The 21,148-nt window shown below is 66.0% G+C and carries 21 protein-coding genes and 1 riboswitch; of the genes, 14 read left to right on the top strand and 7 right to left on the bottom strand.

What is annotated here, in order from left to right; translation table 11 throughout:
* Positions 1 to 39: 39 nt before the first annotated feature.
* Entirely contained in the window at positions 40 to 1,605 is a 1,566-nt protein-coding gene (locus ABWP22_RS03590; RefSeq protein ID WP_353198576.1) for an AMP-binding protein, read from the top strand.
* Positions 1,606 to 1,864: 259 nt separating this feature from the next.
* Here ABWP22_RS03590 and rpmE read toward each other — a convergent pair whose 3' ends face one another.
* Positions 1,865 to 2,098: a 50S ribosomal protein L31 gene (gene rpmE, locus ABWP22_RS03585; protein ID WP_353198575.1), complete on the bottom strand. Its 234-nt coding sequence runs from the start codon at positions 2,096 to 2,098 to the stop codon at positions 1,865 to 1,867.
* An 88-nt stretch (positions 2,099 to 2,186) separates the two neighbouring features.
* Positions 2,187 to 2,388: riboswitch (cobalamin riboswitch) on the top strand.
* A gap of 163 nt (positions 2,389 to 2,551) precedes the next feature.
* Between rpmE and ABWP22_RS03580 the strand changes: the two genes are divergently transcribed.
* The 8 genes from ABWP22_RS03580 (at position 2,552) to ABWP22_RS03545 (ending at position 11,907) form a co-directional block, all read left to right on the top strand.
* A complete protein-coding gene (locus tag ABWP22_RS03580) occupies positions 2,552 to 4,462 on the top strand; it encodes a TonB-dependent receptor plug domain-containing protein (RefSeq protein ID WP_353198574.1) in 1,911 nt (636 codons plus the stop codon).
* A gap of 173 nt (positions 4,463 to 4,635) precedes the next feature.
* Positions 4,636 to 5,370: an ABC transporter substrate-binding protein gene (locus tag ABWP22_RS03575; protein ID WP_353198573.1), complete on the top strand. Its 735-nt coding sequence runs from the start codon at positions 4,636 to 4,638 to the stop codon at positions 5,368 to 5,370.
* Complete coding sequence (locus ABWP22_RS03570) at positions 5,367 to 6,305, top strand: FecCD family ABC transporter permease (RefSeq protein ID WP_353198572.1); 939 nt, start codon at positions 5,367 to 5,369, stop codon at positions 6,303 to 6,305. The genes ABWP22_RS03575 and ABWP22_RS03570 overlap by 4 nt, the downstream gene beginning before the upstream one ends.
* Entirely contained in the window at positions 6,305 to 6,991 is a 687-nt protein-coding gene (locus ABWP22_RS03565; protein ID WP_353198571.1) for an ABC transporter ATP-binding protein, read from the top strand. Before ABWP22_RS03570 ends, ABWP22_RS03565 begins: the two co-directional genes overlap by 1 nt.
* Positions 6,992 to 7,049: 58 nt before the next feature.
* A complete protein-coding gene (locus tag ABWP22_RS03560; RefSeq protein WP_502951078.1) occupies positions 7,050 to 8,624 on the top strand; it encodes a carboxyl transferase domain-containing protein in 1,575 nt (524 codons plus the stop codon).
* Positions 8,625 to 8,644: 20 nt separating this feature from the next.
* Positions 8,645 to 9,424 (top strand): enoyl-CoA hydratase-related protein, encoded by a 780-nt coding sequence (locus ABWP22_RS03555; RefSeq protein WP_353198570.1) that lies wholly within the window; start codon positions 8,645 to 8,647, stop codon positions 9,422 to 9,424.
* The gene (locus ABWP22_RS03550; RefSeq protein WP_353198569.1) at positions 9,409 to 9,870 is read left to right on the top strand and encodes a nuclear transport factor 2 family protein; all 462 of its coding nucleotides are present in this window, start codon (positions 9,409 to 9,411) and stop codon (positions 9,868 to 9,870) included. The genes ABWP22_RS03555 and ABWP22_RS03550 overlap by 16 nt, the downstream gene beginning before the upstream one ends.
* An 81-nt stretch (positions 9,871 to 9,951) precedes the next feature.
* The gene (locus ABWP22_RS03545; protein ID WP_353198568.1) at positions 9,952 to 11,907 is read left to right on the top strand and encodes an acetyl/propionyl/methylcrotonyl-CoA carboxylase subunit alpha; all 1,956 of its coding nucleotides are present in this window, start codon (positions 9,952 to 9,954) and stop codon (positions 11,905 to 11,907) included.
* Between the two features lie 177 nt (positions 11,908 to 12,084).
* On the opposite strand, the gene ABWP22_RS03540 is transcribed toward ABWP22_RS03545, so the two are convergent.
* The gene (locus tag ABWP22_RS03540) at positions 12,085 to 12,495 is read right to left on the bottom strand and encodes a hypothetical protein (RefSeq protein ID WP_353198567.1); all 411 of its coding nucleotides are present in this window, start codon (positions 12,493 to 12,495) and stop codon (positions 12,085 to 12,087) included.
* Positions 12,496 to 12,582: 87 nt separating this feature from the next.
* Positions 12,583 to 12,849 (bottom strand): helix-turn-helix transcriptional regulator, encoded by a 267-nt coding sequence (locus ABWP22_RS03535; protein WP_353198566.1) that lies wholly within the window; start codon positions 12,847 to 12,849, stop codon positions 12,583 to 12,585.
* A gap of 140 nt (positions 12,850 to 12,989) precedes the next feature.
* On the opposite strand from ABWP22_RS03535, the gene ABWP22_RS03530 reads away from it, so the two are divergent.
* From ABWP22_RS03530 to ABWP22_RS03510, 5 genes are read left to right on the top strand one after another with little or no spacing between them, the layout of a single operon-like run.
* A complete protein-coding gene (locus ABWP22_RS03530; RefSeq protein WP_353198565.1) occupies positions 12,990 to 13,235 on the top strand; it encodes a DUF433 domain-containing protein in 246 nt (81 codons plus the stop codon).
* Positions 13,216 to 13,548 carry a DUF5615 family PIN-like protein gene (locus ABWP22_RS03525; protein ID WP_353198564.1) on the top strand — a complete coding sequence of 111 codons (333 nt, stop codon included), beginning with the start codon at positions 13,216 to 13,218 and terminating at the stop codon, positions 13,546 to 13,548. The genes ABWP22_RS03530 and ABWP22_RS03525 overlap by 20 nt, the downstream gene beginning before the upstream one ends.
* Before the next feature lie 36 nt (positions 13,549 to 13,584).
* Positions 13,585 to 14,748 (top strand): isovaleryl-CoA dehydrogenase, encoded by a 1,164-nt coding sequence (locus ABWP22_RS03520; RefSeq protein WP_353198563.1) that lies wholly within the window; start codon positions 13,585 to 13,587, stop codon positions 14,746 to 14,748.
* Positions 14,745 to 15,971, top strand: a complete 1,227-nt coding sequence (locus ABWP22_RS03515; protein ID WP_353198562.1) for a glutamate carboxypeptidase — start codon at positions 14,745 to 14,747, stop codon at positions 15,969 to 15,971. Before ABWP22_RS03520 ends, ABWP22_RS03515 begins: the two co-directional genes overlap by 4 nt.
* Before the next feature lie 32 nt (positions 15,972 to 16,003).
* Entirely contained in the window at positions 16,004 to 16,891 is an 888-nt protein-coding gene (locus ABWP22_RS03510; protein ID WP_353198561.1) for a DMT family transporter, read from the top strand.
* On the opposite strand, the gene ABWP22_RS03505 is transcribed toward ABWP22_RS03510, so the two are convergent.
* The 4 genes from ABWP22_RS03505 to bamA all read right to left on the bottom strand — a co-directional run bounded on the left by ABWP22_RS03505 (position 16,863) and on the right by bamA (position 21,131).
* Positions 16,863 to 17,321 carry a hypothetical protein gene (locus ABWP22_RS03505; RefSeq protein ID WP_353198560.1) on the bottom strand — a complete coding sequence of 153 codons (459 nt, stop codon included), beginning with the start codon at positions 17,319 to 17,321 and terminating at the stop codon, positions 16,863 to 16,865. The two genes, ABWP22_RS03510 and ABWP22_RS03505, sit on opposite strands and share 29 nt — an antisense overlap.
* A gap of 84 nt (positions 17,322 to 17,405) precedes the next feature.
* Entirely contained in the window at positions 17,406 to 17,885 is a 480-nt protein-coding gene (gene fabZ, locus ABWP22_RS03500; protein ID WP_353198559.1) for a 3-hydroxyacyl-ACP dehydratase FabZ, read from the bottom strand.
* A gap of 16 nt (positions 17,886 to 17,901) precedes the next feature.
* Positions 17,902 to 18,501 (bottom strand): OmpH/Skp family outer membrane protein, encoded by a 600-nt coding sequence (locus ABWP22_RS03495; protein ID WP_353198558.1) that lies wholly within the window; start codon positions 18,499 to 18,501, stop codon positions 17,902 to 17,904.
* Entirely contained in the window at positions 18,501 to 21,131 is a 2,631-nt protein-coding gene (gene bamA / locus ABWP22_RS03490; protein WP_502951086.1) for an outer membrane protein assembly factor BamA, read from the bottom strand. Before bamA ends, ABWP22_RS03495 begins: the two co-directional genes overlap by 1 nt.
* Positions 21,132 to 21,148: the final 17 nt, after the last annotated feature.

Here is a 21,148-nt window from a genome sequence, read left to right as displayed (position 1 = left end):
CGCCAGCGTCCATAGAGTGCGCAGCGGGGAGGACGATCCATGCCGCAAGAAATGAGCCTGGGCGCCGTCATCGAAACGGTTGTCACTGCTGTCGATCCGGATCTGCCGGCGTTTATCCATGGCGAAACCCGGCGGAGCTGGGCCGATGTGGCCAGCCGCACCGCCAGCCTGGCCGGCGCCATGCTGGCCGCTGGCGCTGCTCCCGGCGATCGCTGCGCCCTGCTGATGCGCAATGGCCCCGCTTATGTCGAAGGGCTGATCGCCTGCCTGCGCGCACGCCTCGTGCATGTGAACGTGAATTACCGCTACACCGGCGAGGAGCTGTTCTACATATTCGAGAACAGCGATGCTGCTGTCGTCATCTATGATGTCGAATTCGCGCCGTTGGTCGCTGCCATCCGGTCGCGCCTGCCCACCCGGGTCTGGTTGCAGGTGGGCGGCGACACGGCGGATTTCGCCCAGGATTTCGACAAGGTCGCCGCGGCCGGTCATGCGCTGCCGCCGCAGGCCCATGATCCCACCGACATGCTGTTCATCTATACCGGCGGCACCACCGGCCTGCCCAAGGGGGTCATGTGGGATCAGGCGGCGCTGTGGGACTTGATGAACGCCGGCACGGCCGGGGCATCACCGGACTCGCTCGACGCGCACGCCGCCAATGTGGCGGCCGGGGTGGGCCGGCAACGCGCGCTGGTGCTGCCGCCGCTGATGCATGGCACCGGGCTGATCATCGCGCTGGCCACGCTGTGCCGGGGCGGCACTGTCGTCACCCTGGCGAGCGCCAATTTCGATCCCGTTGAAGCCACCACCACCTGCCAGCGCGAGGCTTGCGATTACGCGGTGATCGTCGGCGATGCCTTTGCGCGGCCGCTGCTGAAGGCGCTCGATGCCGGCACCGGCAGCATCGCCACGCTGAATGTGATGATCTCGTCCGGCACCATGTGGTCGCCGGAGGTGAAGGCTGGCCTGCTGGGGCATGCTCCGGCGATGATGATCGTCGATTCGTTGGGGTCATCGGAAGGCCTTGGCCTCGGCGCCGCCGCGCAGACCGCCGAAAATGCCGGCGCGCCGACCAAATTCATGGCCGATGGCAACACGTTGATCATCGGCGACGACATGAAGCCGGTGCCGCCCGGCACCATGGGCCGCATCGCGCGCGGTGGCCTGATCCCGCGCGGTTACTGGAAGGATCCGGTGAAAAGCGCCGCCACCTTCCCGGTAATCGACGGCAAGCGCTATTCGATCCCCGGCGATTTCGCCATCATCGAAGCCGACGGCAGCTTCATCCTGCTCGGCCGCGGCAGCCAGTGCATCAACACCGGCGGCGAGAAGGTCTTCCCCGAAGAGGTGGAAGAAACGCTGAAAACCCACCCCGCCATCGAAGACGCGCTGGTGTTCGGCGTGCCGGATGAAAAATGGGGCCAGGCCGTCAGCGCCGTGGTCGAAGCGCAAGGCCCGGTGGATATCGAGGAGCTGCGCGCGCATGTTCGCCAGCATCTCGCCGGCTACAAGACACCCAAGACGGTGCTGGTGGTGAAGAAAGTGCCCCGCGCGCCCAATGGCAAGGCGGACTATGCCGCCGCCAAGGCGATGATGGCCAACTAACCTCCCCTCCCCTTCAGGGGAGGGGCCGGGGGTGGGGCCGTGCCGCCGGGTCCGCGCTTGGTCCCGGCACGCACGGCCGGCGGCAAAGCCGCCGAGTCCATTCGGGCTTTCAAAAGGAAGAACAGGAAGAAAGAGCGTGGCAGAGCCACGCCGTCGAACGAGTCAAAAAAGGCGGCCTGTAAGGGCCGCCTTTTTCGCTCGCCGTCCGCGCTGGCGCGAGTCGGCAAATAGCTGCGCTATTTACGCGCCGCGCTGCGCGTTATTTCTTCCCGCCCAAACCAAAGCTGGCAAAACGCTTGTTGAAGCGCGCCACCTGGCCGCCGGCGTCCAGCATGCGACCCGTGCCGCCGGTCCATGCCGGATGGCTGGTCGGATCGATTTCCAGGGTCATCACATCGCCTTCCTTGCCCCAGGTGGTGCGGGTCTCATAGGAGGAGCCGTCGGTCATCTTGACGGTGATCGTGTGATACTTGGGGTGAATGCCGGACTTCATGGGTGATTTCCTCGTCAGCGGACCGGTTCCGACCGGCCCTGGAAAATGAAGGCGCGGCATAGCGGCTTGACCGCAGCTTGGCAACAGGCGTAACCCGCCTGCGAACGGTGCCTCCCCTGACCGGGAGGAGAATAGGGAAGCCGGTGCGGGGGAAATCCCAAGTCCGGCGCTGTGCCCGCAACTGTAAGCGGCCAGCTGACGCTTCACATGCCACTGGAGAAATCCGGGAAGGCGAAGCATCAGCGCCATGAGCCGCAAGCCAGGAGACCTGCCGTTCCCTTTGAGGCCATGGCGATTGCCATGGTCGCGAAGGGTCGCCCCATGCCTGCCGGGACCAGTGGCGCATGTGACGAGGACAGGCGGGCGCATGCCCTGCCCGACCTTTCGTTCGTGGCGACTTCGTGTCGCCCCCTGTCCGGCCAACGCGCCGGACCGAACGAAAGGTCATGCCGGATGCCCCTCCTTGTTGTGCTTGCCGGGCAAGCTGTCGTTGCAGTTGCGGCCCCGTCGCAAGGTCTGAACAACCAACCCATCCGCCTTGTCGAGACAACGGCGCCGATCACCGTCTCTGCCGGCCGCACCACGCTGCGGCTGGCCGAAACCGGTATCAGCATCAGCCAGATCAGCCAGCCGCAGATCGAAGGCCTGTCGCTGCCGCTGGTGAAGGATTATCTCGCCCTCATCCCCGGCGTTGCCATCGCGCAGACCGGGCCGTTGGGCGCGCAGACGCAAGTGCGCATCCGCGGTGCCGAGGCCAACCACAGCATCAGCTTCATCGATGGCATCGAAATGAACGATCCGGCATCGTCCGGGGAATTCCGCATCGATACATTGCTCAGCCACGGGGTCGGCAGCATCGAAGTGCTGCGCGGGCCGCAAAGCGCGCTGTGGGGCAGCCAGGCCATCGGCGGCGTGATCAGCATCACCACCCGGGCACCCACCGCCGGCACGTTGCTGTACGGCGAGGCGCAGGCCGGCAGCCTTGGCACATACCGGGCCGGCATCGGCGGCGGCTGGGCCGGACGCGACCTGACGGTCAGCGGGCAGGTGTCGGGGCTTGCAACCGACGGCTATGACATTGCCCGCGCGGGCGGTGACCGCGATGGGTATGAGAATGTGACTGCGCATGGCCGGCTGGAATGGCGGGCGCTGCCGGCGCTCACCCTGCTGCTGGTCGGCCGCCACCAGGATTCGACGTCGCGCTTCGATGGCTTCGATTATGCCACCGGCGTCCCCCGCGACGAACCGCTCTCCACCCGCAGCCGCCAGACCGCGCTGCGCGCCGAAGCCGCGCTCGATCCGTTCGACGGCCGCTGGGTCACCAGGGCCAGTGTCATGGCGGTGCGCGCCGACAACAGCAACCGCCGTGCCGCCTCGTTCGAGAACCGCAGCGATGGCGAGCGCGACCTGATGCGCCTGCAATCGACTGGGCAATTCAGCGCGGCCGGTGCCCGGCACCGCATCACCGCCGCGCTCGACGTGGAAACCGAACGCTTTGAAAGCATCGACGCCAACGCCAACGCCGCCTCCAACCAGCGCCAGCGCCGCCGCCAGACCAGCCTGATCGGCGAATACCGCCTCAACGCCAGCGGCCTTTCCGCCGGGGCCGCGCTGCGCCGCGACTTGAACGACCGCTTTGCCGATGTGACCACCGTGCGCTTCGATGCAGTCGCGCCCATCGGCAAGCTGCGCCTGCACGCCGCCTATGGCACCGGCATCGCCGATCCGACCTTCTTCGATCAGTTCGGCTTTTTCCCCGGATCGTTCGTCGGCAATCCCAATTTGACGCCCGAGCGCAGCCGCAGCGTCGAGGCCGGGATCGGCTGGGACGATGGCAGGCACCGCATCGACGTGACGGCGTTCGATGCCACGCTGGACAATGAAATCATCGGCACCTTCAACAGCACCACCTTCCAATCCGGCGTCGGCAACGCCAGCGGGCGCAGCAAGCGGCGCGGCATCGAAGTGGCCGGCGCGGCGAACCTGGCCGAGGGGCTGAACCTCACCGCCAGCTACACATGGCTGGACGCCGATCAGCAGCAGGTGGCCGGTGCCTTGCGGGTGCGTGAAGTGCGCCGCCCGCGCCACAGCGGCAGCATTGCGCTCAGCTATTCGGCCCGGCGCTTCGATCTCTCCGCTGCCGCCGCCATCACCGGCGCGCGCGGCGACACGGATTTCGCCCGCTTCGTGCCGGTGACGCTGCCGGCCTATACGCTGGTGACGCTCGCGGGGGCCTGGCATCTGACCGACAGGATCGACGTCACGCTGCGGGTGGAAAACGCGGCTGATGCCACGCAGATCGACGTGTTCGCCTATCGCGGGCCGGGCATCACCGCGCATGGCGGGGTGCGATTCAGATTGTGATGCAAGGCGGCCTTTCTTTGCAACCCTATGGCGCGAAGTCGGTGTGGATTGGCCTTGCGCAACGATGGATGCTGGCCTTCGCCAGCATGACATATGCTATGCGCAAATGGACGATGTCATGCTGGCGAAGGCCAGCATCCATCCCGCGTGGCCTTGCGGCAGCCCTTGTCATCATGGGCCCGGCAACGGCCGCGCCCACCCGCATCGTCTCCTTGAACCTGTGCACCGACGAATATCTGCTGATCACCGCCCGGCCGGACCAGATCGCCAGCATCAGCCGGCTGGGCGCGGACGCACAGGAAAGCCCGCTAGCCGGCCGGGCGCGTGATCGCGCAACCAACAGCGGCCATCTCGGCGATGTGCTCGGCCAGCAGCCCGATCTGGTGCTGACCATGGGTGCCAGTCCGCAGGACGTCGCCCTGGCCGCCAGGCTGGGCATAAGCCTCATCGCCCTGCCCTATCCGCAAAGCCCGGCAGAGGTTGCGCGCCAGGTGCAACAGATTGCAGCGTTGGTGGGCAATCCCGCTGCCGGCGCGGCGTTCGCGCACGATGTGCAATCGCTTGGCCTTACCGCGCCGGCCGCGCCGATCCCGGCGCTGATGCTCGGCGGCGGCGGTCTGGCGCCGGCCATGGGCGGGCTGGCGGCCGGCTGGCTGCGGCTCGCCGGCTTGCAGCAGCGCCAGTCCGGCCCGGTGGCAATGGAGGCATTGCTCGCCAACCCGCCGGCCGTGCTGGTCATCAACAAATATCGCCCCGGCCAGTTTTCACAGCCAAACGCCTGGACCAGCCATCCGGCGCTGGCCCGGCTGCGCAGCCGCCGCGTCGGCACCGATGGCCGCGCCTTCCTGTGCGGCGGCGCCGCCATGCCCGCCGAAATCCGCCGCCTGCGCGCGGCGCTCAAGGGATGAACCTGCGCCTCGCCTTGGCAGTCGCGGTGCTGCTGGCCGTGTCGCTGGCCATCGGGCCGGTCGACTTGCTGGCCATCCACGCCCGCGATCCCGAACTCGCGCGCACGCTGTTCCTCGAACTGCGGCTGCCGCGTACCGGGCTGGCGCTGGCCATCGGGGCTGGGCTGGGCGCGGCCGGCACGGCGGCGCAGGCGTTGCTGCGCAATCCGCTGGCGTCGCCTGACGTGCTGGGGCCATCGAGCGGCGCCGCCTTGGGTGCGGTGCTGGCGGGCTATTTCCTGGGGTTCGGCATCGCCGGCATGGCGCTGGGCAGCCTGGCCGGGGCCGGCGGCGGCCTTGTGCTGCTGCTGGCGCTGGCCGGCCGCGGAGCGAGCACCACAAGGCTGGTGCTGGCCGGCGTTGCGGTCGCCACCTTGTTCGGTGTCGCCATCAATCTGGCGCTCAGCCTCGCGCCGTCGCCGTTCGCGCTTTATGATCTGATGTTCTGGCTGATGGGCAGCCTGGCGGATCGCACGCTGCCGCAATTGCTGGTGGCGGCGCCGCTGATCGGGCTGGGCCTCGTGCTGCTGGTGCGCAGTGGCCCGGCGCTCGACACGCTGACGCTGGGCGAGGAGGTGGCGCAGACCATGGGCATCGCGCTTGGGCAAGTGCGTGCGCGTGTCGTGATCGGTGTTGCGCTGGTCACCGGCGCTGGCGTGGCAGTGGCGGGCAGCATCGGCTTTGTCGGGCTGGTGGTGCCGCATCTGGTGCGGCCGTTCGTGGGCCATCGCCCGGGTGCGGCGATCGTGCCGGCGGCGCTGGCTGGCGCGGCGCTGCTGCTCGCCGCCGATATCGCCATCAGGCTGTTGCCATCGGGGCTCGATCTCAAGCTCGGCGTGCTCACGGCGCTGATCGGCGCGCCGTTCTTCCTCTGGCTGATCCTGAAAGGGCGTTGATGCTGGAGGCTGTCGCCCTCACCCGGCCGCCGATGCTGGCGCCCGTCACATTTGCGCTGCATCCCGGCAATGTCACTGGCGTGATCGGCCCCAATGGTGCCGGCAAGACCACCCTGCTGCGCGCGATGGCCGGCGTCTCCATCGGCCCCGGCACGGTGATGATCGATGGCAAGCCCGTGCGGCCGCACCCGCACACCCTGGCCTGGCTCCCCGCCAGCCGCGATGCCGTCTGGCCGATGACGGCGAGCGCACTGGTCACGCTCGGCCTTGGTCCCGGCGCGCCGCCCGATCCGGCCGCCGTCGAAGCCGCGCTGGCTGCCTGTGATGCCGCCCATCTCGCCACCCGCGCCGTCAACCAGCTTTCCACCGGCGAACGCGCCCGCGTGCTGCTGGCGCGCGCGCTGGTGGCGCGGCCGGCGTGGCTGCTGCTTGACGAGCCTATCGCCAATCTCGATCCCGGCCATCGTCTGGACGTGCTGGCGCTGCTCGCCGCCGAAGCGGCGCGCGGTGCGGGCATCGTGCTGGCGCTGCATGATCTCGATCTGGCGGCGCGCTGCGATCGCCTGCTGCTGATCGACGGCGGCCGGCTGGTCGCCGATGGCCCGCCCGGCGATGTCTTGGCAGATGGCCAGCTCGCCGCCAGTTTCGGCGTCAAGCGCGGCCCGCTTGGTTGGCAGCGCGTCTGACAGCTCGCCCGGCTTTGGGCCACTTGGCGACTGCCGCCCTGCCGCCTATACCCATAACATGCCCCGCATCGGCCAACCCCTGCCCCCCTCCGCCCGCACCACGGCCAGCGCCATGGCCGACCTGGTCAACGATCTGCGCGAGAAGGCCGCGCGCATCGCGCTGGGCGGCCCGCAGGCCTCACGCGAAAAACATGTCGCGCGCGGCAAGCTGCTGCCGCGTAGCCGTGTCGAGGCGCTGCTCGATCCGCACACCGGCTTCCTCGAAATCGGCCAGTTCGCCGCCCATGATGTCTATGGCGAGGATGTGCCGGCTGCCGGACTGATTGCCGGGGTCGGCCAGGTGGCGGGCCGGCTGTGCGTGATCCTGGCCAATGATGCGACGGTGAAGGGCGGCAGTTACTATCCGCTCACGGTGAAGAAGCATCTGCGCGCCCAGGAAATCGCCGCGCAGAACGGCCTGCCCTGCCTGTATCTGGTGGACAGCGGCGGCGCCAACCTGCCGCGCCAGGACGAGGTGTTCCCCGATCGCGAGCATTTCGGTCGCATCTTCTTCAACCAGGCCAACATGAGCGCGAACGGCATCCCGCAGATTGCCGCCGTGCTGGGCAGTTGCACCGCCGGTGGCGCCTATGTGCCGGCGATGGCGGACGAATCGATCATCGTGAGGGATCAGGGCACGATCTTTCTGGGCGGGCCGCCGCTGGTGAAGGCTGCCACCGGCGAAGAAGTCACCGCCGAGGAACTGGGCGGCGGCGATGTGCACACGCGGCTTTCGGGCGTGGCTGACCATCTGGCCGAAAATGATCAGGATGCGCTGGATATCACAAGGCGGATCGTCGCCACCTTCCCGGCTCCGGCTGCGGTGCTGCCCGGCCCGGCACGCCAGCCGCTGTTCGACACCAGCGAGTTGAACGCGCTCGCCCCCATCGACACGCGCGTGCCGGTGGACGTTCGCGAGATCATCGCCCGGCTGGTCGATGGCTCCGAACTGCACGAGTTCAAGCCGCGCTATGGCGAAACGCTGGTGACCGGCTTTGCCGAGATCGAAGGCTATAAGGTCGGCATCATCGCCAACAACGGCATCTTGTTCAGCGAGAGCGCCCAGAAAGGCGCGCATTTCATCGAACTGGCCTGCCAGCGCCGCATTCCGCTGCTGTTCCTGCAGAATATCAGCGGTTTCATGGTCGGCCGTCGGTTCGAGAATGAAGGCATCGCCAAGCATGGTGCCAAGCTGGTGACCGCGGTCAGTTGCGCCGCCGTGCCGAAGATCACCGTGATCACCGGCGGCAGTTTCGGTGCCGGCAATTACGGCATGTGCGGGCGGGCCTATTCCCCGCGCTTCCTGTGGATGTGGCCCAATGCGCGGATCAGCGTGATGGGCGGCGAACAGGCGGCGAGCGTGCTGGCCACGGTGAAAGGCGGCGGCTTCAAATCGGCCGCCGAGGAGGAGGCGTTCAAGGCGCCGATCCGCGCCCAATATGAACGCGAAGGCCATCCCCTGCATGCCAGCGCCCGCCTGTGGGACGATGGCATCATCGCGCCGGAAGACACGCGCGCCGTGGTGGCGCTGTCGCTGGCCGCATCGCTGCAACAGCCGGTGCCGGAAACGCGCTTCGGCACGTTTAGAATGTAATGGGCCGGATGTGATGACCCATGCTGGATGAAAGCATCGACGACCGGGGCACGGCCCGGCTGACCCTCAACCGGCCAGAGCGGCACAATGCCTTCAACGCCGATCTGATCGCCGCGCTCACCGAGGCCTTCACCCGCCTGTCCGGCGTGGACGACGTGCGCGCCATCATCCTCAGCGGTGCGGGCAAGAGTTTTTCGGCCGGTGCCGATCTCGATTGGATGCGCGCCGCTGCCGGCTGGAGCGAGGCGGAGAACCAGGCCGATGCGATGCGCCTGTCCGACATGCTGGCCGCCATCAACAATTGCGCCAAGCCGGTGATCGTCGTCGCGCACGGCCATGTGACGGGCGGCGGCGTCGGGCTGGTGGCCTGTGCGGACTTGGGCGTCGCCATCGACGGCACGCAGTTCCGCCTGTCCGAAGTGCGGCTGGGCCTTACCCCGGCGACCATCTCACCCTTCGTGATTGCCAAAATCGGTGCGGCGGCGCGGCGCTGGTTCCTCACCGCCGAGGCCTTCACCGCCGACCAAGCGCAAGCGATGGGATTGGTCGATGAAGTGGCCGAAGACGCCGACGCCGCCGAGGCGGTCGTGGCGCATTGGCTGGCCCATATCGGCCAGGCGGCACCGGACGCTGTCGCCGCTGCCAAGCGTCTCGCCCTGGATTTTGCCGACCAGCCGATCACCGACGAACTGCGCGCGGACACCGCCCGCCGCATCGCCGCGCGCCGGGTGAGCCAAGAGGGACGCGTAGGCATCAACGCCTTCCTGAGCAAGGGGAAACCGTCATGGGTAATGGACTGAAATCGCTCGTTGCCGCTGCGCTGTTGCTTTCCGCACCAGCCGTTGCCGGGCCGAAAGAGGACGTGCTGGCCGCCAGCGATGCCTTCATGGCCGCGCTGAACAGCAACAATCCCGATGCCGCCGAAGCGCTCACCCACCCGTCGCTGACCATCCAGATCCTGCGCTTTCCACCCGAAGGCGGGAGCATATTCTCCACCCTCACCCGCCAGCAGTTGTTCGACAATTTCCGCAAGGCCCCGCCGCGCAAGTTCGAGGAATATCTGGTGAAGCCCAAAATCTCCCTCACCCGCGATTTCGCGCATGTCTGGGGGCCGTACACGCTGGATATCGATGGCAAGCGCATCCATTGCGGCATCGACAGCTTCGGCTGGAGCAAGATCGACGGCAAATGGCTGCTGACCAGCTTCGCCTGGACCGCCGATCCCAAGGGCTGCCCGCCGAAGTGACATCCTTCCCTCTCCCCTTGCGGGAGAGGGCGACTCGCCGCAGGCGAGCGGGGTGAGGGGTTGCGAGCACGGAAGACAAACATGCAAAAAATCCTGATCGCCAATCGTGGCGAAATCGCCCGCCGCATCATCCGCACTGCACACCGGATGGGCATCGCCACCGTTGCCGTGCACAGCGCTGCGGACGCTGACACGCCGTTCGTGCGCGAAGCCGGCCAGGCGGTGCCGCTGGCCGGCGCCCGCGCCTATCTTGATGCCGATGCCATCATCGCGGCGGCCAAGCGCACCGGCGCCGATGCGGTCCACCCCGGCTATGGCTTCCTGTCCGAAAATGCCGATTTCGCCCGCGCCCTGCACAAGGCCGGCCTGATCTTCATCGGGCCGCCCGAAGCCGCGATGCGGGTGATGGCCCTGAAAGACACCGCCAAGGCCGCCATGAAGAAAGCCGGCGTGCCGATCACGCCGGGATACCAGGGCAATGACCAAAGCCTGGTACGCCTGCAAAAGGCCGCCGAAGGCGTCGGCTTCCCGCTGCTGATCAAGGCGGTGGCCGGCGGCGGCGGCAAGGGCATGCGCGCCGTGAACAGCGCCGCCGACTTCGCCGACAATCTGATGGCGGCGCAGCGCGAGGGCGAAACCGCGTTCGGCAATCCGGCGGTGATGCTGGAAAAGCTGATCCAGCGCCCCCGCCATGTCGAAGTGCAATTGTTTGCCGACAACCACGGCAATGCCGTCCACCTGTTCGAGCGCGACTGTTCGCTGCAACGCCGCCACCAGAAGGTGATCGAGGAAGCCCCGGCCCCCGGCCTGTCTGATCGGCTGCGCCACACGCTGGGCATTGCCGCGGTCACCGCCGCCCACGCCATCGGCTATGCCGGTGCCGGCACGGTGGAGTTCATCCTCGATCTCGACACCATCGACGCGGCGGGCGATCCGGCCTTCTACTTCATGGAGATGAACACCCGCCTGCAGGTGGAACATCCGGTCACCGAATGCATCACTGGCGAAGATCTGGTGGAATGGCAGATCCGCGTCGCCCGCGGTGAGCCCTTGCCGAAACGCCAGGACGAACTCACCATCACCGGCCATGCGGTGGAGGCACGGCTTTATGCCGAAGACCCGGACAGCGGTTTCCTGCCCGCCACCGGCACGCTCAGCCGGTTGGTGTTTGGCGGTGGGGCGGGTGTGCGCATCGATACCGGCGTCGAAACCGGTAGCCGCATCGGGCTGGATTATGATCCGATGATCGCCAAGGTGATCGCCCACGGCGCAACCCGCAGCGACGCCATTGATCGGCTGGTCGGGGCGCTGGACGCGACGATTGTCGATGGCTTGAAATCGAACCGGGCGTTTCTGGCGCGGCTGGCCGATCATCCGGCATTTCGCGCCGGCGATGTCGATACCGGCTTCATCGCCCGCCACGCCGCCGATCTGGGGGCCGCCACGCTGTGCCCGCCGCCGGTGCTGCTGGTCGCGGCGCTGGGGCTGGGATTGCCATCGTCTGCGCCGGCCACGATGTTTGAACGCTTGCCTCTGCGCATCAACCTGCCAACGCAAACCCATGTGCAACTATGGTGGCACGATGTGGTGCACGATATCAGCCTGCGCGAGATGGGTCAGGCTCGCTGGCGCATCGGCGGGCTGGCCGGTGTTGGCGAGGTCACCGCCCGCCGGACAAGCGCATTTGGCCTGATGGTCGATCTGGGTGGCCGCCTGTTGCCCGCCACGGTGGTGCCGGGCGACAGGCATGTCGAAGTGCGGCTGGCCGGGCAGAGCTGGCAGCTTGGCACGCGCCCGCCGCGCCGCGCCAGCGCCGGCAGCGGCCAGGCGCATGTGCATGCGCCGATGCCGGGCCGCGTGCTCAGTGTGGATGTCGCGCTGGGCCAGGCCGTGGCCGAAGGCGATCGCCTGCTGGTGCTGGAAGCGATGAAGATGGAGCACCGCCTTTTGGCGCGAACCGCCGGCACCGTGCAGGCGCTGCACATCGCGGTGGGTGATCAGGTGAACGACGGCATGCTGCTGGTGGAGATCAGCTGAGGCGATCGCGATCAGATTGAGCCACTCTCTCCCATCAGGGGAGTGGGGCGTTTCAATCTAGAGCAGGTTGCCGATTGATTGGAGCATCCCTGCGCCCTCCTTCTTGCGGGGAGGGCGTTGAGGAATTCAAGTTGAGCACAATACACCCCAGGCGCAACCGCCTGTTGTCATGTCAATTCAAGCCTCGTCTGGTTCGCCCTCCGGCAACTCCCGCCAGGCCATGATGATACCCGGCAAGGCCATCGACGCAATCGCAAAGCCACTGAACAGATCGAGTGCCTGCTCCTGATCCGGCATCCAGCCACCGATCAACCTGGCAAGGATCGACCACAGGAAAAAGCCGAACATCACCGCCACCATGATCTGGTGGGTCAGCCGATAGGACTGGTCCCGCAGCGCCCGTTCGCGTTCGTCCAGCATCGCGTCGCTGGCCTGCGCCATCTGCCCCCGCGCTTCAATGAACAGCGCCAGTGCACTGCACAGGCCAAGCAGCCGCAGCAGGGTGAACAACACCGGCCGATCCCCATCCGGCCCGCTGGCGATCGCGCCGCCCAGATAGCCAATGCCAAGGCCGACAACCAGCAGCACTGAAAGGATGCGCGCGCTCCGCAGGCCGAGCTTCAAGGGTGCGTTGAGAGAATTGCGTCTGCCTTGCGCCATCGTCGTCTCTCCTCATCAGATCCCGCGATGATCGCGCGGCGCGGCCAGCGATTCCGCCAGCGGCGTGAACGGGTCCAGGCTGAACAAGGTCTCCACCGGCACCCCGAACACGCGCGCCAGCTTCAGGCCCAGCTCAAGGCTGGGGCCGTATTGCCCGCGCTCCAGAAAGCCGATGGTCTGCGGGTTGACGCCGACCTGTTCGGCCAGATCCTTGCGCGACAGTCCGGCCTCGGCCCGGAACAGGGCAAGGCGGTTGTGCAGGATTTCGTTGTCGGAAACCATGATTCGTTGTGTATACACAACAAATATTTGTTTCAAGAGCGCAAAATGAAACCCTCCGCCGATGAACGCGCATGATCGAAGGTCATTGCGGCTGGCAGGTCAAAGATCGCTGGTCTATACTTTGGCGGAAGGAGACAATGATGCCCGTCGCGCCGGATTGGGAGAAATGCCCCGCGCTGGAACAAGTGCCTGACAAGGTGAGCGGCGCCTGGCTGTTCCGCGGCACCCGGGTGCCGGCGTGGGCCGTTCTGAATGCCTTGCATGATGTGCCGGCCAGTGCCGTTTACGAAGATTTCCCGTCGATCCGGCCCGGTGATGTGGAACTGATGCTGACGTTTCTGGCCGCCAGTGCATCATCGGAAGGGCATGATGCGGTTGCTGCTTGACGAAAATCTTTCCCCCAAATTGGCAAAATTCCTGCCCGGGCATGATGTGTCCTCGGTCGCTGCCATGGGTTGGCAGGGCCTTACCAACGGCAGACTGCTTGCTGCTGCAGAGGCAGCGGGTTTTGACCGCATGCTGACGGCGGACACCAACATGGCCTATCAGCAATCCATGGCTGGCCGCACCCTGGGCATTATTGTGTTACCAACCAATCGAACGCCTGTACTCGCCGCAATGCAGGGGGCCTTGCTGGCCGCCATCACAGCCTGCCAGCCCGGCAAGTTCCATTTCGTCGACCCTCAAGCAACAGGCTGAGCGTCGCGGCTGACACGTTAGAATGAGGATAGTGAAATGCTCAGCCAGTTGCGCTTCGACCATGGCGATACCATCGAGATGCTGCGCGATACGGTGCGTGCCTTTGCGGCGGCCGAAATCGCGCCGCGCGCCGCCGAAATCGATGCGACCAACGAATTTCCGCGCGACCTGTGGCCCAAATTGGGCGAACTCGGCCTGCATGGCATCACCGTGCCCGAAGCCGATGGTGGCGCGGGCCTCGGCTATCTCGCCCATGTCGTGGTGGTGGAGGAAATCTCGCGCGCCTCGGCCAGTGTCGGGCTCAGTTACGGCGCGCACACCAATCTGTGCATCAACCAGATCGCCCGCTGGGGCACCGCTGTCCAAAAGGCGCGCTATCTGCCCGACCTGATCAGCGGCGCGCATGTCGGCAGCCTCGCCATGTCGGAGCCGGGCGCGGGCAGCGATGTGATCGGCATGAAATTGCGCGCCGACATCCAGGGCAACGGCGATTATGTGCTGAATGGCAACAAGATGTGGATCACCAACGGGCCGCACGCCGAAACCCTGGTCGTCTATGCCAAGACCGATCCGGCCGCCGGTTCGCGCGGCGTGACGGCCTTCCTGATCGAAAAGTCCATGGCGGGCTTTTCCACCGCGCAGAAGCTCGACAAGCTCGGCATGCGCGGGAGCGACACGTGCGAGTTGCTGTTCGAAAACTGCACCGTGCCGGCGGAAAATGTGCTGGGCGGGGTCGGCAATGGCGCGCGGGTGCTGATGAGTGGTCTGGATTATGAACGCGTCGTGCTCGCCGCCGGCCCCATCGGTATCATGCAGGCCTGCATGGATGTGGTGGTGCCCTATGTCCATGATCGCGAGCAGTTCGGCCAGCCCATCGGCACCTTCCAGCTGATGCAGGGCAAATTGGCCGACATGTATGTCGCGCTGTCCACCGCGCGCGCCTACACCTATGCCGTGGCGCAGGCCTGCGACCGCGGCGAGACCACCCGCAAGGACAGCGCCGGCTGTATCCTCTACACCGCCGAAAAGGCCACCTGGATGGCGCTGGAGGCGATCCAGTGCCTGGGCGGCAATGGCTATATCAACGATTATCCCACCGGGCGTCTGCTGCGTGATGCCAAACTGTATGAAATCGGCGCTGGCACGTCCGAGATCCGCCGCTATCTGATCGGCCGGGAATTGTTCGAGGAAACCAGATGATGCGCATGATCTTCGCCGCATTGGCCCTGCTGGCCGCACCGGCGCTTGCCGCTGCCAGGCCGGATGCCGCGCTGCTGAAGGCCGCCACCGCCGAAGCGCCGGCCGTGACCGCCACGCTGAAGAAGCTGGTGGAGATCGAAACCGGTACCGGCGATGCCGACGGCATGGCGGCGATGGGCCAGTTTCTCGAAGCCGCCCTCACCGCGCGCGGCGGCAGCGTGACCCGCCAGAAGCCGACCGGCGGCGTGGCGGGCGATATCATCGTCGCGCGCTGGAAAGGCACCGGCAAAGGCAAGTTGCTGCTGATCGCCCATATGGACACCGTGTATCAGCGCGGCGCGCTGGCGCGGGCGCCGTTCCGGGTGGCCGACAGTCCGCAGGGCTCGTTGGCCTTTGGCCCGGGCATCGCCGACGACAAGGGCGGCATCGCCACCATCCTGCACACGCTGCCGCTGCTCGGTGCCAAGGATTTTGCCGAGCTGACCGTGGCAATCAACACCGACGAGGAACGCGGCTCGTTGGGATCGGGCGCCAGCATTACCGAACTGGCGCGCGGCCAGACGGCGGTGCTCAGCTTTGAACCCACCACCATGCCGGAACGGCTGACGCGCGGCACATCGGCGACCAACACGGTGATCGTCACCATCAAGGGCAAGGCCAGCCACGCCGGCAACAGCCCAGAAGCCGGCATCAACGCGCTCACCGAAGCCGCGCATATCATCCAGGCCACCAGCGATCTCGATCGCGGCCCCGGCAACCGCCGCTTCAATTGGACGGTGGTGGAACAGCAACGCGGCGTGCGCAACATCATCCCGGACAGCATCACGCTGACCGGCGATCTGCGCACCGCCGATATGGCACAATTCGATGCGTTCAAGGCAGAGCTGCTGGACCGGCTGAAAACCCCTTCCATCCCCGGCGCCGTGGTGACCGCAGAGGTGCGGGTGAATCGGCCGCCGTTCACGGCAACGCCGGCCAGCAACCTGCTCATCGAAGCTGCGCAGGAGATTTACGGCGGATTGGGCAAGCAATTCACCGTCACCGAACGCGGCGGCGGCGGCACGGATGCCGGCTATGCCGCGCTGGCCGGCGTGCCAGTGATCGAATCGCTGGGGCTGCCCGGCGCCGGCTATCACACCACCGATGCCGAATATGTGTATCTGGAAAGCGTGCCACGCCGGCTCTATCTGGCCGCCAGCCTGATCCGCCGGCTGGGCCGATAGACGCGCAAGGCCAGGCCGGTTAAGGCCGGTCCATGCCGCGCGCCGTTGCCCTTGTTGCCTATGTCCAGGTCGCCGCCGGCATCGGGGCGCTGTGCGTGATGGATGGGCTGGTGAAATATCTGGCGCTGCGCCACGGCGTGCCGCTCACCACCTTTGCGCGCTATGGCAGCGGCGTGCTGATTGCCCTGGGCGTTTGGCAATGGCAGGGCCGACCCGGCCTGGCACCCGGCGGGCTGCGCGCGCATGTTTTGCGCGGATCATTGATCGCGGCGATGGCGCTGCTGTTCTTCTGGGCGCTCACCTTGTTGTCGCTGGCGCTGGCGCTCACCCTCGCCTTCGTCGGCCCGCTGCTGGTGCCACCGCTGGCGGCACTGTTCCTGAAAGAACGCATGCAGCCGCGCTTCGTGCTGGCCGGCGTGATTGGCTTTGGCGGGGTCGTGGTGGCGGCGGGGGGCGTACCCGATCTGGCCGGCACCCGGCTGCTGGCGGTGGCGGCTGCGGTGGGCGCGGCGTTCCTCTATGCCTTGTCGGCGCTGGTGCTGCGCGCCCGGGCCGCGTCGGATGGCGCCACCGTCATCACCTTGATGGGCGCTGGCGTGCCCGCCCTGATCCTGTCACCCACCCTGATCAGTGCCGGGCCGGTTGGCGCCCATGATCTGGCGTTGATGCTGGCCACCGGTCTGGTCGGCAATATCGGCGTGCAGTTGATCGCGCGCGGCTATGTCCATCTCGAAGCGCAAGCCTCGGCGGTGATGGAGTTCACCGGCCTGCCATGGGCGGCGCTGCTGGGCTGGATGCTCTTTGCCGAACCGGTCGCGCCCACCACGATCGTTGGTGCGATGATCATCGCTGCCGCCTGCCTGTGGGCGACCCGCCCCGAACCGGCAGCGGTCAAGGCGCCGCCAGCGCCAGTTCCCTGAGACACACCGTCTTGGCGCGGCCAATGGCGGCGACATCGGGCAGCAATTCCAGCGCCTCGCGGGCCTCGGCCAGATACGCCGCCTTGGCGTCCAGGCTATAGCTGCCGTCCGGCGCACCGCAAATCGCCTGAATGCCCAGCACCGGCGACCGGCGCGGATCGGCGACCGCCAGCACATCGAAAGGCGCGCGCGGCAAGGCAGCGGCCAGCGCGGCGGTCAATTCGGCACCGTGCTGCGCATCGCTGCCCCGCGCCAGTTCGGGGCTGAGCGCGATCCAGTCGGCCGCACCATTGCGGATGGCGCCCAGCACGCGCGGCCAGTCGCCGCCCTCCACCAGCTTCTGCATCGCCGGGCGCGGGCCGTCCTTGGCGGCATCGGCCGCAAACTGGCTGGCAGACAGCACGAGGCCGAGGGCAAGGGCAACAATCATCGCATGGTCTCCGCCCTGCAATATGGGGCGGGCCAGCGGCGATGCAATGCGGTTATTCGGGACAAAAGCGTGCCCCGGCCAATTTCAGGCCGGGGGATCGGCAATCATGGCCGTAAAACTGGCCTCGGCAACCAGCTTGCCATCAACCTCGGCCCGGCCGGTGAATTTGGCAATGCGGCCGCGATCCTGCACCAGTTCCACCTTCAGATGCAGCAGACAGCCCGGCTCCACCGGCACGCGGAACTTGGCGTTGTCGATGGCCATGAAATAGACCAGCTTGTCCGAATATTCCCCATCCCCGGCCTTGGCACGCGCGCCGTGGATCGCCAGCACGCCGGCGGTCTGCGCCAATGCTTCAATGATCAGCACACCGGGCATGATGGGGCGCGCCGGGAAATGCCCGGCAAAAAACGGTTCATTGATCGTCACCGCCTTGATGCCGGTGGCGGATTGACCGGGGATCAGATCGATCACCCGGTCAACCAGCAACATCGGGAAACGGTGCGGCAACATCGCCATCACCGCCCGCACATCAATCGGGCTGACCGCAATCGGCTCAGCCATCGGGATCAGCCCAACATCAAGGACGCGGCGGCGCGGCCGGCGCCGCACCAGGGGCCGCGGCCGGCGGGGCCGGCGGCGTCACCGACACCTTCGGCAGCGCCTTGTCGAGGCGGGCGAGCACATCGGCGGTGATGTCGATGGAAGCAGCATGCTGCAACGTCACCCGTTCATCCACGGCGATGTTGGCGCCGCGTTCGCGCATGATCGTGCTGACGATCGGGGCGGAGGCATCGGTGATCTGCTTGATCACCCATTGCTCGGCGGCCTGGATTTCCTGCTGGCGGCGCTGCAGTTCGGCATCGGCCTGCTGACGGCGGGTATCGAAATCCTTCACCTTGGCCTGCCATGCGGTGATGGCGGCGGGCGCCGCACCTTGCTGGGGCTGGGTGTCGCGCAGGGTCTTTTCCTCGGCGGAAAGGCTGGTGCGCAGTTGGTTCAGCCGGGCGACAAGCTGATCGCCCTTGGGCTTCAGCTCGGCCTGGGCGGCCTTTGCAGCAGCCGACGCGGCAATCATTTCCTGACTGTCGACCGTCACGATGACGGCCGCCGGCAGTTGCTGGGCAAGAACTTGGGTGGACGCACCGGCGAGTGCCAGCGCAAGCAGCATTTTTTTCATCAGAACGCGGTCCCTACGTTGAATTGGAACAATTGTGGATCGTCCCCTGGCTGTTGAACCAGGGCTTTGGCAAGGTCAAACCGGAATGGCCCGAACGGCGAATTCCAGTTCACCCCGATCCCCACCGAAACACGCGGCTTGGGCGAATTGCCCAGATACTCTTCGACAAAACCTGCCGAGAAACCATCCGATGGCAAACACGGTGCCGTCTGGCCCGTCAACCTGGGGGCTGCAATGGTTGGCCCGTTCTGGCAGGTCAGCGACGGCGTCTTCAGGCTCCACAGCCCGCCGACATCGGCAAAGATCGACGGGCGAATGCCCAGTTCCTGCACGGCCGAACCCAGCGGGATGCGAATTTCGGCGCGCGCCAGATAATAGGCACGGCCGCCCAACGCATCGTCCAGCGCCTGCCGGCGATCCTGCACGATCCCACCCGTCCCATCGAGCGGACGGCGCAGCACGCGCGGGCCGACGCCGCGGATGTTGAAACCACGGAACTGCGGCTGCCCGAGGAAGAAGCGGTTGGTGAGGAACACATCCTGCCCACCATAGCCGGTGACATAGCCACCTTCCGCGCCGATATTGAGCACGAAATCGGTGCCGAACAGCGGCGTGAACCAATCATAATTGGCGCGGGTGGTGATGAACTTGATGCCGATCGGCAGGCCCGCCAAATCGGAACTGAACGTGAAACGCTGCCCGGCTGACGGCAGCCGCAAATTGTTCAGGCTGTTGTAGATCAGCGAGAAACCGATCGTGGAAACGGTGCGATTGCCGATCTGTTCGCACAGGAAGCGTCCGGCGAGCAGTGGATCGCAGACGCCGTTGGTGAAGAACACCGACTGATCCAGCCCGGTTTCTTCACGGCTGAGGCCATAGCGCAGCGAGGCGGCCCAGAATTCGGTGATCGAAAACCCGGTGCGGATCTGGAAACCCGTCGATACCTGCGTGTAGGTGGTGTCACGCGTGTTGTTGCCGGTGAAGCGGAACGACCGGAAATCGCGGCGGAACACGTCAAAGCCCAGCGCGAGGTTGCGACCGCCCAGATACGGCTCGGTAAAGCCGGCTTCGACTGATCGGGCGAAGCTGGAGATATTGCCCGACAGCCGGATTTCCTGACCGCGGCCACGGAAATTGCGCTGGCGCACGCTGGCCGAGAAGATGAAGCGTTCGATGCTGGAGAAGCCGGCAGACAATTGCAGTTCGCCGGTCGGCCGTTCCTGCACATTGGTTTCCAGCACGATGCGATCGGGCGTGGTGCCCGGCTTCTGTTCGATATCCAGCTTGTCCTGGAAGAAGCCGAGGCCGAGCAGGCGATCCTTCGAGCGCTTCACTTTGATCGAATTGAAGGCATCGCCTTCGGCCAGGCGGAATTCGCGGCGGATCACATTGTCGTGCGTGATCGTGTTGCCGTTGATGGCATTCTTCTCCACATAAACGCGCGGCACCTCCCCGATCTGGAAGGTGACGTTCATCTGCAGCTTTTCCTTGTCACGATCGAACTGCGGGCGCACGTCGGCAAAGGCATAGCCGAGCAGGCCGGCGGTTTCCGACAGGCCTTCAACCGTGTTTTCAATGGCCTGCGCGTTATACCAGTCGCCTTCCTTGATGCGGATGATCGACCGGAATTCCTTGGGCTTGATGTCGCGCAGATCGGATTTCAGATCGACCTTGCCGAACTTGTAACGGTCACCTTCCTCGACCACATAGGTGACGATGAAATCCTTCTTGTCGGGCGTCAGTTCGGCCACCACCGAAGCAACGCGGAAATCGGCATAGCCTTCGGTCAGATAATATTGCCGCAACTTCTGCTGGTCATAGGCCAGGCGATCGGGATCATAGGTGTCGTTCGACGTGAAGAAGCGCCAACTGCGCTGCTGCTTGGACGCCATCTGCTTGCGGATCTGGCCTTCCTTGAACTTCACGTTGCCCAGAATATTGATCTGGCGGATCTTGGATTTCGGACCTTCGTTGATTTCGAACACCACATCGACGCGGTTCTGTTCCAGTTGCACGATCTTGGGTTCGACACTGGCGGCAAAGCGCCCGCCGCGCCGATAGAGTTCCAGGATGCGCCCCAGATCGGCGCGGGCTTTCGATCGGGTGAAGATCTGGCGCGGCGCCAAGCGAATTTCCTCGCGGATCTTCTCCTCTTTCACCCGCTTGCCGCCTTCGATGATGATCCGGTTGATCACCGGATTTTCCTTCACCTCGACGGTCAGCGCGCCATTGTCGTCGCGGATCGTCGCATCGGCAAACAGTTCGGAGGCATAAAGCGCCTTCAGCGCGGTATCGAGCGCATCGCGATCATAGTCATCACCGATGGCGAGATTGAGATAAGAGCGGACGGTTTCGGGCTCCAGCCGCTCGGTGCCGCGCACCACGACACTGCGCACGATGCCGACATTGGCAGCGGTGGCGGGCAGCGCGGTCTGGCCGCGGGTTTCAAAGGCGCGGGCTTCGGCTTCGGCCGATGGCTGAGCCGGCTGCGGTGGCGGCGGGCGTGGCCGCTGCTGCGCCAGAGCCGGGCCGGCAAGCGCGGTCGACATCAGCAGCATCGCCGCCGGACGCCGCCAACCGAACCCTGCCAACGAAGGCGCTGCCGCTCCTGTCTTTGAACTGCCCTGCATCAACTCCACCAGTCGTC

Source organism: Sandarakinorhabdus sp. (assembly GCF_040398665.1).
In the GTDB taxonomy this organism is placed as follows: domain Bacteria; phylum Pseudomonadota; class Alphaproteobacteria; order Sphingomonadales; family Sphingomonadaceae; genus Sandarakinorhabdus.
The sequence above is the reverse complement of the archived record's forward strand: the minus strand, read 5'-3'. Positions and strand labels throughout refer to the sequence as shown.

Bases quoted from the DNA above. Each gene is read 5' to 3' on its own strand.
- ABWP22_RS03590 (WP_353198576.1), top strand. From the start codon at position 40: ATGCCGCAAGAAATGAGCCTGGGCGCCGTCATCGAAACGGTTGTCACT.
- rpmE (WP_353198575.1), bottom strand. From the start codon at position 2,098: ATGAAGTCCGGCATTCACCCCAAGTATCACACGATCACCGTCAAGATG.
- ABWP22_RS03580 (WP_353198574.1), top strand. From the start codon at position 2,552: ATGCCCCTCCTTGTTGTGCTTGCCGGGCAAGCTGTCGTTGCAGTTGCG.
- ABWP22_RS03575 (WP_353198573.1), top strand. From the start codon at position 4,636: ATGGGCCCGGCAACGGCCGCGCCCACCCGCATCGTCTCCTTGAACCTG.
- ABWP22_RS03570 (WP_353198572.1), top strand. From the start codon at position 5,367: ATGAACCTGCGCCTCGCCTTGGCAGTCGCGGTGCTGCTGGCCGTGTCG.
- ABWP22_RS03565 (WP_353198571.1), top strand. From the start codon at position 6,305: ATGCTGGAGGCTGTCGCCCTCACCCGGCCGCCGATGCTGGCGCCCGTC.
- ABWP22_RS03560 (WP_502951078.1), top strand. From the start codon at position 7,050: ATGCCCCGCATCGGCCAACCCCTGCCCCCCTCCGCCCGCACCACGGCC.
- ABWP22_RS03555 (WP_353198570.1), top strand. From the start codon at position 8,645: ATGCTGGATGAAAGCATCGACGACCGGGGCACGGCCCGGCTGACCCTC.
- ABWP22_RS03550 (WP_353198569.1), top strand. From the start codon at position 9,409: ATGGGTAATGGACTGAAATCGCTCGTTGCCGCTGCGCTGTTGCTTTCC.
- ABWP22_RS03545 (WP_353198568.1), top strand. From the start codon at position 9,952: ATGCAAAAAATCCTGATCGCCAATCGTGGCGAAATCGCCCGCCGCATC.
- ABWP22_RS03535 (WP_353198566.1), bottom strand. From the start codon at position 12,849: ATGGTTTCCGACAACGAAATCCTGCACAACCGCCTTGCCCTGTTCCGG.
- ABWP22_RS03530 (WP_353198565.1), top strand. From the start codon at position 12,990: ATGCCCGTCGCGCCGGATTGGGAGAAATGCCCCGCGCTGGAACAAGTG.
- ABWP22_RS03525 (WP_353198564.1), top strand. From the start codon at position 13,216: ATGATGCGGTTGCTGCTTGACGAAAATCTTTCCCCCAAATTGGCAAAA.
- ABWP22_RS03520 (WP_353198563.1), top strand. From the start codon at position 13,585: ATGCTCAGCCAGTTGCGCTTCGACCATGGCGATACCATCGAGATGCTG.
- ABWP22_RS03515 (WP_353198562.1), top strand. From the start codon at position 14,745: ATGATGCGCATGATCTTCGCCGCATTGGCCCTGCTGGCCGCACCGGCG.
- ABWP22_RS03510 (WP_353198561.1), top strand. From the start codon at position 16,004: ATGCCGCGCGCCGTTGCCCTTGTTGCCTATGTCCAGGTCGCCGCCGGC.
- ABWP22_RS03505 (WP_353198560.1), bottom strand. From the start codon at position 17,321: ATGATTGTTGCCCTTGCCCTCGGCCTCGTGCTGTCTGCCAGCCAGTTT.
- fabZ (WP_353198559.1), bottom strand. From the start codon at position 17,885: ATGGCTGAGCCGATTGCGGTCAGCCCGATTGATGTGCGGGCGGTGATG.
- ABWP22_RS03495 (WP_353198558.1), bottom strand. From the start codon at position 18,501: ATGAAAAAAATGCTGCTTGCGCTGGCACTCGCCGGTGCGTCCACCCAA.
- bamA (WP_502951086.1), bottom strand. From the start codon at position 21,131: ATGCAGGGCAGTTCAAAGACAGGAGCGGCAGCGCCTTCGTTGGCAGGG.